At 60.8% G+C, this 14,765-nt stretch carries 10 protein-coding genes; 7 read left to right on the plus strand and 3 right to left on the minus strand.

Annotated elements, in window-relative coordinates:
* The first annotated feature begins 6 nt into the window (after window positions 1-6).
* The 5 genes from L4X63_RS10560 (at window position 7) to acnB (ending at window position 8,309) form a co-directional block, all read left to right on the plus strand.
* Window positions 7-1,335 carry a S41 family peptidase gene (locus L4X63_RS10560; protein WP_250678589.1) on the plus strand — a complete coding sequence of 443 codons (1,329 nt, stop codon included), beginning with the start codon at window positions 7-9 and terminating at the stop codon, window positions 1,333-1,335.
* A gap of 251 nt (window positions 1,336-1,586) precedes the next feature.
* Complete coding sequence (locus L4X63_RS10565; protein ID WP_250678590.1) at window positions 1,587-2,912, plus strand: cohesin domain-containing protein; 1,326 nt, start codon at window positions 1,587-1,589, stop codon at window positions 2,910-2,912.
* 284 nt (window positions 2,913-3,196) lie between these two features.
* A complete protein-coding gene (gene gabD, locus L4X63_RS10570) occupies window positions 3,197-4,654 on the plus strand; it encodes an NADP-dependent succinate-semialdehyde dehydrogenase (protein WP_250678591.1) in 1,458 nt (485 codons plus the stop codon).
* 65 nt (window positions 4,655-4,719) lie between these two features.
* Window positions 4,720-5,487: a formate dehydrogenase accessory sulfurtransferase FdhD gene (fdhD, locus tag L4X63_RS10575; protein ID WP_250678592.1), complete on the plus strand. Its 768-nt coding sequence runs from the start codon at window positions 4,720-4,722 to the stop codon at window positions 5,485-5,487.
* Between the two features lie 302 nt (window positions 5,488-5,789).
* Window positions 5,790-8,309: a bifunctional aconitate hydratase 2/2-methylisocitrate dehydratase gene (gene acnB / locus L4X63_RS10580; protein WP_250678593.1), complete on the plus strand. Its 2,520-nt coding sequence runs from the start codon at window positions 5,790-5,792 to the stop codon at window positions 8,307-8,309.
* 145 nt (window positions 8,310-8,454) lie between these two features.
* On the opposite strand, the gene L4X63_RS10585 is transcribed toward acnB, so the two are convergent.
* The 3 genes from L4X63_RS10585 to thrC all read right to left on the minus strand — a co-directional run bounded on the left by L4X63_RS10585 (window position 8,455) and on the right by thrC (window position 12,654).
* Window positions 8,455-10,221, minus strand: a complete 1,767-nt coding sequence (locus L4X63_RS10585; RefSeq protein ID WP_250678594.1) for a M3 family oligoendopeptidase — start codon at window positions 10,219-10,221, stop codon at window positions 8,455-8,457.
* 216 nt (window positions 10,222-10,437) lie between these two features.
* The gene (locus L4X63_RS10590; RefSeq protein ID WP_250678595.1) at window positions 10,438-11,118 is read right to left on the minus strand and encodes an HAD-IA family hydrolase; all 681 of its coding nucleotides are present in this window, start codon (window positions 11,116-11,118) and stop codon (window positions 10,438-10,440) included.
* A gap of 159 nt (window positions 11,119-11,277) precedes the next feature.
* On the minus strand, window positions 11,278-12,654 hold the full coding sequence (thrC, locus tag L4X63_RS10595) for a threonine synthase (protein ID WP_250678596.1): 1,377 nt from the start codon (window positions 12,652-12,654) through the stop codon (window positions 11,278-11,280).
* A gap of 427 nt (window positions 12,655-13,081) precedes the next feature.
* Here thrC and rimP point away from each other — a divergent pair, with 427 nt between their 5' ends.
* Window positions 13,082-13,564 carry a ribosome maturation factor RimP gene (rimP, locus tag L4X63_RS10600; protein WP_250678597.1) on the plus strand — a complete coding sequence of 161 codons (483 nt, stop codon included), beginning with the start codon at window positions 13,082-13,084 and terminating at the stop codon, window positions 13,562-13,564.
* A gap of 41 nt (window positions 13,565-13,605) precedes the next feature.
* Entirely contained in the window at window positions 13,606-14,763 is a 1,158-nt protein-coding gene (gene nusA, locus L4X63_RS10605; protein ID WP_250678598.1) for a transcription termination factor NusA, read from the plus strand.
* The last annotated feature ends 2 nt before the right edge of the window (window positions 14,764-14,765 follow it).

Here is a 14,765-nt window from a genome sequence, read left to right on the forward strand (position 1 = left end):
GGCAGAATGTTCAAGGGCAGTAAATTCAAGAAGGTGACTGTGTTTGTCACCACCGTTTCCCTGCTTACGCTGGCCATCGCTTTCGGGGTTCAGCGCAGATGTGCGGCCCAAGGTGGCGGCAACGATTACGAGTCGATCGAGCTCTTTACCGATGTATTGGCCATCGTCAAGAAGAGTTACGTGGAAGAGGTGGATACCAAGAAGCTCATCTACGGGGCCATCAACGGCATGCTCACGTCCCTCGACCCCCACAGCTCCTTCATGCCTCCCGAAACCTACAAGGAGATGAAGATCGACACCAAGGGTGCCTTCGGCGGTCTCGGTATCGAGATCACCGTGAAGGACGGTATCCTCACCGTCATCTCCCCGATCGAGGACACCCCCGCCTACAAGGCCGGCATCAAGGCCGGTGACCAGATCCTCAAGATCGACGACAAGTTCACCAAGGACCTGACCATCACCGATGCGGTGAAAAGGATGCGCGGCGTCAAGGGAACCAAGGTCACCCTGACCATCATGCGCGAAGGGTTCGAGAAGACCAAGGAGTTCACTCTCGAGCGCGACATCATCCAGGTCAAGAGCGTCAAGTACAAGGTGCTCGACGACGGCTACGGCTACGTCAGGATCTCCCAGTTCCAGGAGAAGACCGACGATGACCTCGAGAAGGCGCTCAAGGCGCTGCAGCCGGACAACAAAAAACTCAAGGGGCTGGTGCTCGACTTGAGGAACGACCCCGGTGGGCTCCTCGACCAGGCGGTCCGCGTCTGCGAGCACTTCATCGACGAAGGGAAGCTGATCGTCTACACCGAAGGGCGCGAGAAGGATTCCCAGATGCGCTTCACCTCGAGAAAAGGTGGCAAGGAGTCCGGCTACCCGATCGTGGTGCTGATCAACTCCGGTTCGGCCTCGGCCTCCGAGATCGTGGCTGGCTGCCTGCAGGATCACAAGCGTGCGGTGGTCATGGGGACCCAGAGCTTCGGCAAGGGTAGCGTCCAGACCATCATCCCGCTCTCCGACAACTCGGGCTTACGGCTCACCACCGCCCGTTACTTCACCCCGAGCGGACGCTCCATCCAGGCGAAGGGGATCACCCCGGACATCGTGGCCGAGAAGGTTGAGATCGCCGCCACCCCCGAGAAGAAGGACGGGATGCACATCAGGGAGAAGGACCTCGAGAACCACTTCGAGAATGACAGTAAGGACGCCGCCGACAAGAAAGCGGCTCCGGCTCCCTACAAGACCGACGAGCAGATCAAGGGCGACTCCCAGATCCTGCGCGCGCTCGATCTCCTCAAAGGGTGGGACATCCTCAAGACCATGGGGAAACTCTCCTGACCGTGAGGTAACAACTGGCTAAAAGAAAACGGAAGGGATGCTCGTTCTCCCTTCCGTTTTTTTATGCTCTTTGCAGGCACGCACCGGCTTCCCCTGTGCCGTGTCCATCCTCAATCGTCTTGACACTTTGCGAAGCGGTCAGTAAAGTTTATACCTATAACTGCCGATACTGTCGTGGCTTTGAGATACCGAGCCCGCCGTCAAAGAGTCCTTAGCCTCGACTTATGAGTGCTGCTTCTATGAGGTGATGCATGCTGAAGTTCAACCGTATCCTCCGCACCCTTTTGGCCTCCCTGTTACTTCTTCTTCCCGTATCAGCCTTTGCCGCCTCCTCGCTCACCATCTCGTCGCCCAATAATGACGGGAACTTTGTCGTCCAGGGAAGCCTGGCGGGCGTTAACGGCATCCAAATTGATATCGGCTACGACTCCACCACCCTCTCCAACCCCTCGGTGACCACAGGGGCGCTGCTGGGCGGCTTACTGTCGGCTACGAACTCCGGGTCCAACCCGATTCATTTCGCCGGTGCCATGCCGTCCGGCTCTATAAACTCTCAAGGTGTTGCCCTTACCATCAGCTTCACCCCCGTCGCCGGTACCGCCGGTACGATCACCTCTTTTTCTGTCAAAGCCCTCGATGGCAAAAGTCAAAATGTAGCCGTCGCCACCTACGTTCGTAACCCATCAGCGGTCGCCTCCAATACCGATACCACAGGCGGTAGCGGCGGGAGCGGATCGACCAGCGGCGGCAGCGGAACGACCGGCGGCGGGAGCGGCACCGCGGGGACCACCGATACGGCTAACACCGGTACCAAGGGCACCTCGTCCCAACCGTTCGTGGCGGGAGGGACGCTGACCTTCCCCGCAGACAGCAACCCGGCCGATAATCCGGCCGCTCGTCCGGCGCCGCAAGCTGATCAGGAAGGGCAGGGCAGGGGCGGTAATCAGGGTACTGCCGCCCAAACCGCGTCGACTCCGCCGTCGGACCAGCAGGAGAATGCCGCCAAACCGGCTCCCCAGCAGGTTTACCACGCGAGGCAACTGGTCAGCGTCCTGGAGCGTTTCAGGCTCTTCACCGGTGAGAAGACTCCTGAAAACCTCATGGCGTTGTTCAGGCCGGAAAACTCGGCGACCTTCATCCAGACCCCGGCGGTGGCCATCGCGGACGGCAAGTCCACGGTGATCCTTACCATCACCGGCGTCCCCGGCGACCGCGCTCCCAACTTCTCCTTCACCTCGGCCCATTATGTGGCCCTGGACCGTACCGGCGACGGCGAATGGGAGATCGAGGTCCGCCCCGACCAAGGCGCCGTCACTGCGTCGGTTACCATGCTGCATGGAGGCGTGGTGCAGGAATTCCCGCTTACGGTCGCTCCCAAAGTAGAGCTGGCGGCCGCCAAGCAGGGGGCAGCGCCTTCCGAGGCCGACTTCGCACTGTTCCTCAAGGAGCGGGGCACCCCCACCGCGCCGAAGTACGATCTCAACGGCGACGGCAAGCGTGACTACATCGACGACTACATCTACACCGCGAACTATCTGGACCGCCTGCAGAAGAAAACCGGGCAATCCGCCAAGTAACCGTCCGGGCCAGATACCATCAAGGGATGCCTCTTCGACTCACAGCGAAGAGGCATTTCTTTTGGGGCGTAGCGGCCCGGGGATCACGGTTTTTCTGTTGCCGCACCAGTGGAGTTAAGGTATAGAATCTAGACCGATTTTTGCCCTGGATGGTGCGCATCGCCACGACTCTTTCGAGCAGGTTTCTTCCCCTTTGAGAAAAGGGGCCGGGGATCTGTCCTGCATTCGTTCAGTTGGAAATGTTGAAACTCTGACTTCTATTACATCTATCAAAGGGAGGAGACATGCCGGCACTAAAGGACAGCACGCTTTTTCAGCAGCTCTGTTACCTGGATGGAAAATGGGTTGGCGCTGATAGCGGCGAGACGATCGACGTAACCAATCCCGCCACCGGGGAAAAGATCGGCACCATTCCGAAGATGGGGGCTGCCGAGACCCGCCGGGCCATCGAGGCGGCCAACCGGGCGTACCCGGCCTGGCGCGCGAAGACCGCCCACGAGCGCTCGCTTATCCTGCGGAAATGGTCGGATCTCATGCTGGAGAACCAGGAAGATCTTGCCGTGCTGATGACCGCCGAGCAGGGGAAACCGCTGGCCGAGTCCAAAGGGGAAATCGTCTACGCCGCTTCCTTCATCGAGTGGTTCGCGGAAGAGGGGAGACGCATCTACGGCGACGTGATTCCTCCCCACCAGAGCGACAAGCGGATCGTGGTGACCAAGGAGCCGATCGGCGTCTGTGCCGCCATCACCCCCTGGAACTTCCCGTCCGCCATGATAACCAGGAAGGCGGGACCTGCGCTGGCGGCTGGCTGCCCCATGGTGGTGAAACCGGCCACTGCGACCCCGTATTCCGCCCTGGCCCTGGCCGAACTCGCCCGCCGCGCAGGAGTCCCGGACGGCGTCTTTTCGGTGGTAACCGGCTCCTCCGGCCCCATCGGGGGCGAGTTGACCGGGAACCCGCTGGTGCGCAAGCTGACCTTCACCGGCTCCACCGAAATCGGGAAGAAGCTGATGGCACAGTGTGCGGGGACCGTGAAGAAGGTATCCCTGGAACTGGGCGGCAATGCCCCCTTCATCGTCTTCGACGACGCCGATATCGATGCGGCCGTGGAGGGAGCGCTCATCTCTAAGTTCCGCAACACCGGTCAGACCTGCGTCTGCACCAACCGCTTCCTGGTGCAGGACGGTGTCTATGACAAGTTCGCGGAGAAACTCGCGGCTGCCGTCAACAAGATGGTGGTGGGCGACGGACTGAAGGGCGAAACGCAGCAGGGGCCGCTCATCGACCAAGCCGCGGTGGACAAGGTCGAGGAGCATATCAACGATGCGCTCGGGAAGGGGGCGCGGGTCTTAACCGGCGGCAAGCGTCACGCTTTGGGCGGCACCTTCTTCCAGCCGACGGTGCTGGCCGGCGTGACCCCGCAGATGCTGGTGGCCCGCGAGGAGACCTTTGGCCCGGTGGCGCCGCTCTTCCGGTTCAAGACCGAGCAGGAGGCGATCCAGATGGCCAACGACACCGAGTTCGGCCTAGCCGCCTATTTCTACAGCCAGGACATCTCCCGCGTCTGGCGGGTGGCGGAAGGGATCGAGTACGGCATCGTCGGCATCAATACCGGCCTGATCTCCACCACCGTCGCCCCCTTTGGCGGCGTCAAGGAATCCGGTACCGGCCGGGAAGGCTCCAAGTACGGGATCGAAGACTACCTCGAGGTGAAATACCTCTGCATCGGCGGCATCAAGTAACTCCCCATCCTCACCCTGCCCCTCCCCTTGAAAGGGGAGGGGACCGAAAAGGAATCAAGCTCCACATGCCAGTGATTCACGTTTTTTCAGGCGGTACCCTCACTCCCGGAGAGGCCGGCGTCGTCCAGGAATTCCCCCTGGCCCTCCGCGTCAACGACAAAGACATCGTCACCCTTGTTGCATCTCCCCACGACCTTCGTTTCCTGGTGGCCGGTTTCCTGCGCGTGCAGGGGTTCGTCAGCAAAGCCGAGGACTTCCTGATGCTGAGCGTCTGCAACGACTTCGGCGTCGCCAACGTCCGTATCCGTGGAGAGATGCCGGAGACCCTCAAGCCGATCCTCACCTCCGGCTGCGGCACCGGCATCACCTTTTCGCTCCCCGGCTCGGAGGGGATTCCCGCTGTGGCAAGCCCGGGCGCCATCACGACCAATGCCGTCTTCAACCTCATGGAGCAGCTCGCCCAGAAGGCCGAGAAGTACAAGAGCCACGGCGGCGTCCACTCCGCCGCCCTAGGCGACCTCGATGGCGACCTCATCTACTACGCGGAAGACATCGGCCGCCACAACACCGTGGACCGCCTGGCCGGGGAGGCGCTCTTAAGAAAAACCGACCTAACCGGCAAGATGCTGGTCACCTCCGGCCGCATTTCCGCCGAGATGGCCGCCAAGGCCGCCTTCCTGGGAATTCCCCTGCTCGCGTCCCGCACCTCTCCCACCGACATGGCCATCCGCATCTGCGAGCAGGCCGGCATGGTCCTGATCGGCTATCTTCGCGGAGGGAAGTTCACCGTGTACACCCACCCTGAACTGCTGGTTGTGTCCGGAGAAGAGTAGGAGTAACCCAACTTCGACTGCCCAGACACCGGGTTGTTGACCGGATCGGGAGAGCCCTCAGGCACATCGTGTCTGGGGGCTCTTGTTTTCCGTGTCACGGCTCGGCCATCGGGTTGGCCTAGCGCGAAACGTTGTGAGTATCCGCCGTAGATCCTTGCCTAGAAATTTCCCATATTTCCCCAATTCCATAATTGACAAACAGGGGTAAAAACTGTATACAGTATCCGTTCCAATCTACGATGTCTTATCCGTAGTTTCCCCATAACCACCGAAAATAGCAGAACAATTTCTGAGGAGGGATCATGATCGAAGCATACTTGAAGCAAGAAGCAGAAAGAAATGCTCTTGGCATTCCGGCCAAACCGCTGGACCCGGAGCAGACCGCCGAGATGTGCAAACTGTTGGAAGCCCCGCCTGCGGGCAAAGAGGCCTTCCTCCTCAACCTCCTTAAAGAGAGGGTTTCCCCGGGTGTTGACCCGGCTGCCGAAGTGAAGGCTGCCTTCCTTGGCCAGATCGTGGCTGGCACCAAGAAGTCCCCGCTGGTCTCCAAGAAAGAGGCCGTGCAGATCCTCGGCACCATGCTGGGTGGCTACAACGTGGCCCCGCTGGTTGCCGCCCTGAAAGACGCCGAACTGGCCGACGAGGCTGTCAAAGCCCTCTGCGGCACCACCCTCGTGTACGACGCCTTCGACGAAGTGGTCGCTCTCTCCAAGACCAGCGCCGCTGCCATGACCGTCCTGAAATCCTGGGCCAACGCCGAATGGTTCACCTCCAAGCCGGGCCTGGCCGAGATCGTGAAGGTCAAGGTCTACAAGGTCGACGGCGAGATCAACACCGACGACTTCTCCCCGGCAGGCGACGCCTGGAGCCGCCCGGACATCCCGCTGCACGCGCTCGCCATGGGCAAGACCCGCTTCCCCCAGGGGAACGCCGACATCGCCAAGTTCCGCGCCGACGGCTTCCAGGTCGCGTTCGTGGGCGACGTGGTCGGTACCGGTTCCTCCAGGAAGTCCGCCTGCAACAGCGTGCTCTGGCACATCGGCGAGGACATCCCGGCCGTCCCGAACAAGCGCCGTAACGGCATCATCATCGGCGGCGTCATCGCCCCGATCTTCTTCAACACCGCCCAGGACTCCGGCGCATTCCCGATCAAGACCGACGTGACCAAGATGAAGACCGGCGACGTCATCGTGATCGACTCCAAGAAGGGCGAAGTCAGGAGCGAAGCGGGCGAGGTGCTCTCCACCTTCACCGTGGCTCCCAACACCCTCTTTGACGAGTACCGCGCCGGCGGCCGTATCCCGCTGATCATCGGCCGCGCCCTTACCGACCGCGCCCGCAAGGCCCTCGGCATGGGCCCCACCGAAGCATTCACCCTGCCGGTCAACCCGGTTCCCAAAGCTGGCCAGGGCTACTCGCTGGCCCAGAAGATGGTCGGCAAGGCCTGCGGCGTCGAGGGTGTTCTCCCGGGCACCGCGTGCGAGCCGAAGATGACCACCGTCGGTTCCCAGGACACCACCGGCCCGATGACCGCCGACGAACTGAAAGAACTCGCCTGCCTGAAGTTCCTGGCTCCGATGTTCATGCAGTCCTTCTGCCACACCGCCGCTTACCCGAAACCGGCCGACGTCAAGATGCACAAGACCCTGCCGCAGTTCATCATCGAGCGTGGCGGCGTGCCGCTGAAGCCGGGCGACGGCGTCATCCACTCCTGGCTGAACCGTCTGCTGGTTCCGGACACCGTCGGTACCGGTGGCGACTCCCACACCCGTTTCCCGATCGGGATCTCCTTCCCGGCCGGTTCCGGCCTGGTCGCCTTCGCCGGCGCCCTCGGCTTCATGCCGCTCGACATGCCGGAGTCCGTCCTGGTCCGTTTCAAAGGCCAGTTCAACCCGGGCATCACCCTGCGTGACGCCGTGAACGCCATCCCGTTCTGGGCCATCAAGCAGGGCCTCTTGACCGTTCCCAAGAAGAACAAGGTCAACATCTTCAATGGCCGCATCCTCGAGATGGAAGGCCTTCCGAATCTCTCCGTCGAGCAGGCTTTCGAGCTGACCGACGCCGCCGCCGAGCGCTCCGCCGCCGCCGGCTGCATCAAGCTCTCCGAGGAGTCGGTAGCTACCTACCTCCGCTCCAACGTGGCCCTCATGAAGCAGATGATCGCCGACGGCTACCAGGATGCCCAGACCCTGCAGAACCGCATCGACGCCGTCAACGAGTGGCTGAAAGCACCGAAGCTCCTCGCCGCCGACGCCAACGCCGAGTACGCCGCCGTCATCGAGATCGATCTCGCCGAGATCACCGAGCCGATCCTCGCTTGCCCGAACGACCCGGACGACGTCAAGCTCCTCTCCGACGTGGCCGGCACCCCGATCCAGGACGTCTTCCTCGGTTCCTGCATGACCAACATCGGCCACTTCCGCGCCGCCGGCGAGATCTGGAGAGGCCAGAAGTTCAACCCGAACGTCCGCACCTGGATCTGCCCGCCGACCCGCATGGATCAGGCGAAGCTCAAGGACGAGGCATACTTCTCCGTGTACAGCGCCATGGGCGCCCGCGTGGAGATTGCCGGCTGCTCGCTCTGCATGGGTAACCAGGCTCGCGTGCCCGACGGGGTGAACATGTTCTCCACCTCGACCCGTAACTTCGATGACAGGATCGGCAATGGCGCCAAGGTATTCCTCGGCTCCGCCGAGCTCGGTGCCGTCACCGTCAACCTGGGCAAGCTCCCGACCCCGGCCGAGTACCTGGCCGTCTACAAGGAGAAGGTCGAGCCCAACAAGGAAACCGTGTACAAGTACCTCCAGTTCGACGAGATGTAATTCGTCGCTGGACTCGCAGTAATAAAAAGGCCCGCCGGTTTCCCGGCGGGCCTTTTTCTGTTCGGGGCGGTAAAGGGAAGAAGTGGTGACAATAAAAAGGCCCACCGGAACCCCGGCGGGCCTTTCAGTTTTCGGCGCAACGCCCCTAAACCAGCTTCTTCAGCTCCTCGATGAGGTCTTTGAGCAGGTCGTAGCCGCCCTGCCAGAAGCCGGGGTTGGTGAGGTCGATGCCGGCGGGGGCGAGGGTGTCGGCCGGGGTGCGGGAGCCGCCGTCGGCCAGGATGTCGCGGTAGATCGGGATGAACTTATCGCGCTCCTTCAGGTAGAGCTGGTAGAGGGAGAGCACCAGCAGCTCGGCGAAGGTGTACGAGTAGCAATAGAAACGGGCGTGGATGAAGTGCGAGATGTAGCTCCACCCGTAGCGGTACGGCTGGATCATCTCGACGGAGTCGCCATAGAGCTTGGCATTCTCGTTCCACCAGATGTCGCTGAGCTCATTGGCGGTCAAAAGCCCATTCTTCCGGTCGAGGTGCATCTTCTCTTCGAAGCGGGTGAGAACGTTCTGCCTGAAGGTGGTGGCGATGATGTCCTCGATCTTCGCGCAAAGAAGCGATTTCTTCACTTCCTTGTCGGTCTCGTTCTCCAGCAGCTGCCGGGTAAGAAGCATCTCCCCGAACACGGACGCCGTTTCCGCCAGCGGCAGCGGCATGTGGTAGTTCAGCATGGTCTGGCGCTGGGCGAGCATGAAGTGGATGCCGTGGCCCACCTCGTGTGCGATGGTCGAGACGTCGCGCAGGTTTCCGGTGAAGTTCAAAAGGAGATAGGGGTCGAGGTGCGGCGTCATCCCCATGCAGAAGGCGCCGCCGCTCTTGCCGGGGCGGGGCATGGCGTCCACCCGGCGGTCGGCGAAGAAGGAGTCGGCCATCTGGGCGAACTCTTCGGAGAAGCCGCGGTAGGCCTCCACGGTCATGCTGCGGGCTTCCTCGAAGGTGTACTTCTTCCCGCTATCGGAGAGCGGCGCATAGACGTCGCAGTTCTTCAGTTTCGGCATCCCGAGAAGCTGCGCCTTCAGCCTGAAATACTCCTGGGCCAGCGGATAGTTCTGCTCCGAGACATTCATCAGGCTCTCGACCACCTCGGTGGGAATCTCGTTGCCGAGGTTGGTCGGTTCCATCGGGTGCCCGTAGCTTCTCAGCTCCATGTCCTGTGAGTGATCGAGCGCCGCATTGTTGAAGACGGCGGAAAAAAGTATTTCGTGCTCCTGGTGCTTGTTCAGGAAGGTACTGAAGGCACGCTCCCTCACAGCAGCGTCCGGATGGTGAAGAAGAGCAAGCACCTCTTCGCCAGTCAGTTCCTGTTTCTCCCCGTCCAGCTCCAGTTCGTACCTTAGTGATGCCGACACCTCGTCGAACAGGCGGCTGAATGCCTGGACGCCGGTAAGGCCCTTCTGGGAGAGAAGGCTCTCCTCGCGTTCGGAGAGTGTATGTTTCTTGAACTTCCTGAGTGCCTCGAGGAAGTGACGATAGCCGGCGAGCTGGGGAGCCTCGACCAGCGCCTTATACGGTTCGTCCTCCATCTGGATCAGTTCGAGATCGAAGAAGATGAGCTCGCGCCCCATCAGGTTCCCGAACTCGGAAGCCTTCTGGGAGAGGCGCTTGTTTTCATCGCTTTCGCTGTCGGCGGCGAAGAGGAGATGGGCGTAAAGCTGGGGCTTGGCCAGCAGTTCGTTGATGGCTTCGTATTCCCGGATTGCCTCCAGGAGGGCGTCCGGCGAAAGGGTAGCCATCTTGCCGCGGTAGCGCTCGCGGAAGGACGTTACCTGGGCACTTCCTTTCTCAAAGTCGTCGGTGAGCTCCGGGGAGGTGGCGGAGGGATAAAGGGGGGTGGTGTCCCACAAAAGGTCGCTTAGCATGGTGCTCTCCTGAATGATATTAGGGAATTGAATTGGATGAAGGCCCTTGGATAGTAATCGAAGGGGTGGGTACTGTCAAGGAAGGGAGGCCCCATCCTCACCCCAGCCCTCCCCTTGAAGGGGAGGGAGAGTAAGCACGGGTGAAAGGGGAATAAGCCGGCATCAGGTACCCTCCCCTTCAAGGGGAGGGACAGGGGGAGGATGGGGTGACCGGTATCAGATCTCGACGCGGCTACCGCCGTCGCGGGGGATGAGCTCGCTGAAGTAGTGAATGGTGGTGAAGCGTTGAGAAACAGCAACGGGGGATTGGGAGCTGAAGCGGCCAACGTGGATGAGGTACTCGATCCCGTACTGCCGGGCAGTCTCCAGGTTGGTCTCGCTATCTTCGCCGAGCATGGTGCGCTCGGGGATGAAGGTGATCTTCTCCTGGAGCTTTCCCCAAAACGCCGGATCCTCCTTGGGGAGACCGAGGTCGTGGGCGGAGACGATGCTGTCGAAGTAGGGACCGATCTTGGTCCGGCGCATCTTGAGATCGAGGGTCTTGCCGTGGGCGTTGGTGACGAGGTGAATACCTTTGCCGTGCTGACGCAGGTACAGAAGGAACTCCATGACGAAGGGATGGACGGCGATGAGGTGGTTGACCTCTTCCTTCAAGACCGGAATGTCGAGACCCAGCTGATCCGACCAGTAGTCGAGATCGGTCCAGTTGAGGGTGTTCTCCTGGGATCGGAACATGGCGTGACAGCGCTCTTTGGCGGCGGCAACCGTCATGCCGTGTTTTTCCGCGTAGCGCATGGGGACGTGGTCGATCCAGAAGTGGTCGTCGAAATGCCGGTCGAGAAGGGTCCCGTCCATGTCGAGAAGCACGGTGTCGATGAGCGTCCAGTCAATCTTCATAAGGGGGGCCTTGAGCTACCCCCTCCCCTAGAGGGAGGGGGCAAGGGGGTGGGGGAGGTTTCCACGAAGTGCCGAAACCGGCGTCCCCCCCACCCTGACCCTCCCCCTCCAGTGGGGAGGGAAAGAGGGTTCAAGGTGGAGAGAGCCGGCAAGGGTGGCCTATGCGTTTCCCTGCACGAAGCGCTTCACCTTTTCGCGGTCGGCTTCCATGATTTCGCAGCGGCTCTCTTTGCCGGCCAGAGCGGCCAGGGCCGGAGGAAGCGGCGGGGGAGTGCCGATGGCCTTCTCGACGGCATCACCGAACTTGGCCGGATGGGCGGTGGCGAGGCAAATTACCCGCGGGTGCCCCTTCGCGCACTCGAGCGCGCCACGCACCCCCACCGCCGTGTGCGGGTCGAGGAGGTAGCCGGTCTCCTTGTTGAAGGAGGCGATGGTCTCCAGGGTCATCTGCTCGTCCACCGAACAGGTCAGGAATTCTTCCTGCACCCGTTTTACCTCGGCTTCGCTGAAGACGATCTTGCCGCTCTTCTGCAGCTCGGCGAAAGCCTCGCGCACGCGGGCCGGGTTCTCGTTGAAGAGATAGTACAGGTAACGCTCCAGGTTGGAGGCGAGCTGGATGTCCATCGACGGCGAAACGGTCTGCACTACCTCGCCCAGAGAATAATCGCCCTTGGCCACGAAGCGGGTGAGGATGTTGTTCTCGTTGGTGGCAAGGAGCAGCTTCTCTACCGGAAGGCCCATTCTCTTTGCCACGTACCCTGCGAAGATATCGCCGAAGTTGCCGGTGGGTACGGAGAATACCACACTCTCCTGCTCCGGCAGCCGTCCCCAGGCATAGAAGTAGTAAACCACCTGTGCCAGTACCCGGGCCCAGTTGATGGAGTTCACCGCTCCCAGTGAGTATTCCTTCTTGAACTCGAGATCGTTGAAGAGCTGCTTGACGATGTCCTGGCAGTCGTCGAAGGTCCCCTTGACGGCGACGTTGTGGACGTTGTCATCCAGCACGGTGGTCATCTGCAGCGCCTGGATCGGCGAGGTTTTCAGGTGCGGGTGCAGGATGAAGATGTTGATGTTGTCTTTGCCCCTGACGCCGGCGATGGCCGCACTCCCGGTGTCGCCGGAGGTGGCGCCCAGGATGTTCATCTTCTCGCCGCGTTCTTTCAGCAGGTATTCGAAAAGGTTCCCGAGCAGCTGCAGGGCGACGTCTTTGAAGGCGAAGGTAGGGCCGTGAAACAGTTCGAGGATATAGACGCCGTCCTTTTTCACCACCGGAGTGGTCTCCTGGTGCTCGAAGGTGGCGTAGGAGCGGTCGATGAGGGCCTTCAGGTCCTCCTTGGGAATGTCGGTCGCGAAGAGGGAGATCACGTTGAACGCGAGCTCGCGGTAGGGGAGCTTGGCCCAGGCGGCAAGGGTCTCCCGGCCGATCTGCGGAATGCTCTCGGGGAGGATGAGTCCCCCGTCGGTGGCCAATCCCATCATGACGGCATCTTTGAATCCGATCGGTTCGATCTTTCCCCGGGTACTGATGTATTTCATGTCTGTTCTCTCTCTTCTCGGAGGTGGTTTTGCCAGCTTTTGGGCAACGACAATATATACCAGCTAACGGATAAAATGTGAAGCACTAGCGTGCCAGAGTGAGAGCGCAAGCATTCCGGCCGCCACTGTATCAGCGCAGGAGGCGGAAACGAGGAGGGTGGCAAAGGTGGCTTTCATTGGCGGGAAAAAATATTTTGTAAAAGTTTCTCAATATCTCGCCGGGACGCCTACGGCATAGTCGTTGAGGGGTACTTTTGACCGGTGTGCGAAGGGCGGGCAACATCGCGGAACGTCCCGAAATCGGTATGTTTTTGAAAAAAAGAACTTGCATATGAGAGGAGTACGTGTTAAACATTGGGTCACATGTTAATGTTCACTCAAAAGTGAGCTCCTCCGGCTCACTTTTTTTATTGGGAAAATTCATAAGATGGCCAAAGTCGACGTAGTGGAAAGAGTGAGTGAAATCGCCGGCGAGATCCTTTCCCCGATGGGAATGGCGCTGGTGGACGTGGAGTACAAACGGGAAGGGCGCGACATGGTGCTCCGGCTTTTCATCGAGAGGCTGGATGGGGGCGTTTCCCTCGACGACTGCTCCGAGGTCAGCCGCCAGCTCTCCGACATCCTCGACGTCGAAGACTTCGTCGCGGAGAACTACGCCCTGGAAGTCTCCTCCCCGGGAATCTGCCGGCCTCTGAAGAAGGTGGCCGACTACCAGCGCTTCCAGGGAAAGCTCATCAAGGTGAAGACCTTCGAGGTCCTGGCCGATGCCGCCGGGAACAAGCGCAAGACCTTCCTGGGGACGCTCACCGGGGTTCAGGACAACGCCATCACCGTGCATCTCAAGGAAGGCCAGGATGCTACCATCCCGCTGGACAAGGTGGCCAAGGCGAACCTCGAATTCGAATTCTAAAAAACTGACAGATACATAGTTCGATTGACAAGGAGATTGACGTGGAGACGAGCTTTAACCTCAAGCATACGATTGACCAGATCGTTAAGGAAAAGGGAATCGACAAGGCCATCGTGGTCGAGGCTTTGGAACAGGCCGTGTTGACCGCCGCCAATAAGAAATTCCGCAATACCCGCGATCTGGAGGCTCACTACAACCCCGAAATCGGGGAAGTTGAGCTGTTTGAGTTCGTTACCGTCGTAGAAGAGGTTCAGGATTCCTATCGCGAGATCGAGCTGGACGAGGCGCGCGAGGAGGACCCGGAGGTCGAGATCGGCGACTCCATCGGCATGAAGATGGATGCCAGCGGCTTCTCCCGCATCGCCGCCCAGACCGCCAAGCAGGTAATCATCCAGAGGGTGCGCGAGGCCGAGCGCGAGACCATCTTCAACGAGTTCCAGGAAAGGATCATGGAGATCGTCAATGGAGTGGTGCGCCGTTTCGAGAAGGGCGACCTGATCGTCGACCTCGGCCGCGCCGAGGCGCTGCTGCCCCACAAGGAGCAGGCTCCCCGCGAGGTGTACCGTCAGGGCGACCGCGTGAAGGCGGTCATCACCGAGATCCGCATGACCACCAAGGGGCCGCAGATCATGCTCTCCCGCACCCATCCGATGATGCTCGCCAAGCTGTTCGAGGCCGAGGTCCCGGAGATCGCCGAAGGGATCGTGGAGATCAAGAGCGTCGTCCGCGAGCCGGGCGGGCGCGCCAAGATTGCCGTCTACTCGCACGACTCCGACGTCGACCCGGTCGGCGCCTGCGTCGGTATGCGCGGCTCCCGCGTTCAGAACGTGGTCTCCGAGCTGCGCGGCGAGAAGATCGACATCATCCCCTGGTCCGATGACATCGCCCGCTTCGCCTGCAACGCCCTGGCTCCGGCCGTGGTGACCAAGGTGTACGTAGACGACGAAGATCAGGCCATGGAGGTCATCGTGGCCGACGACCAGCTTTCGCTGGCCATCGGCAAGCGCGGCCAGAACGTCCGTCTGGCAGCCAAGCTGACCGGCTGGAGGATCGATATCAAGAGCGAAACCCGCATGGCCGAGGCCGAGCTGCAGCAGTTCGCCTCCTATGACGGGAGTGCCTCCGAAGAAGAGGAGCCCGCCGAGGCTCCGGCCGAAGCCGCTCCGGTGGAAGCCGTCGAAGGCGAGGAGAACTTCTAGAC

This window comes from Geomonas sp. Red32, from assembly GCF_023652955.1.
Lineage (GTDB): Bacteria > Desulfobacterota > Desulfuromonadia > Geobacterales > Geobacteraceae > Geomonas.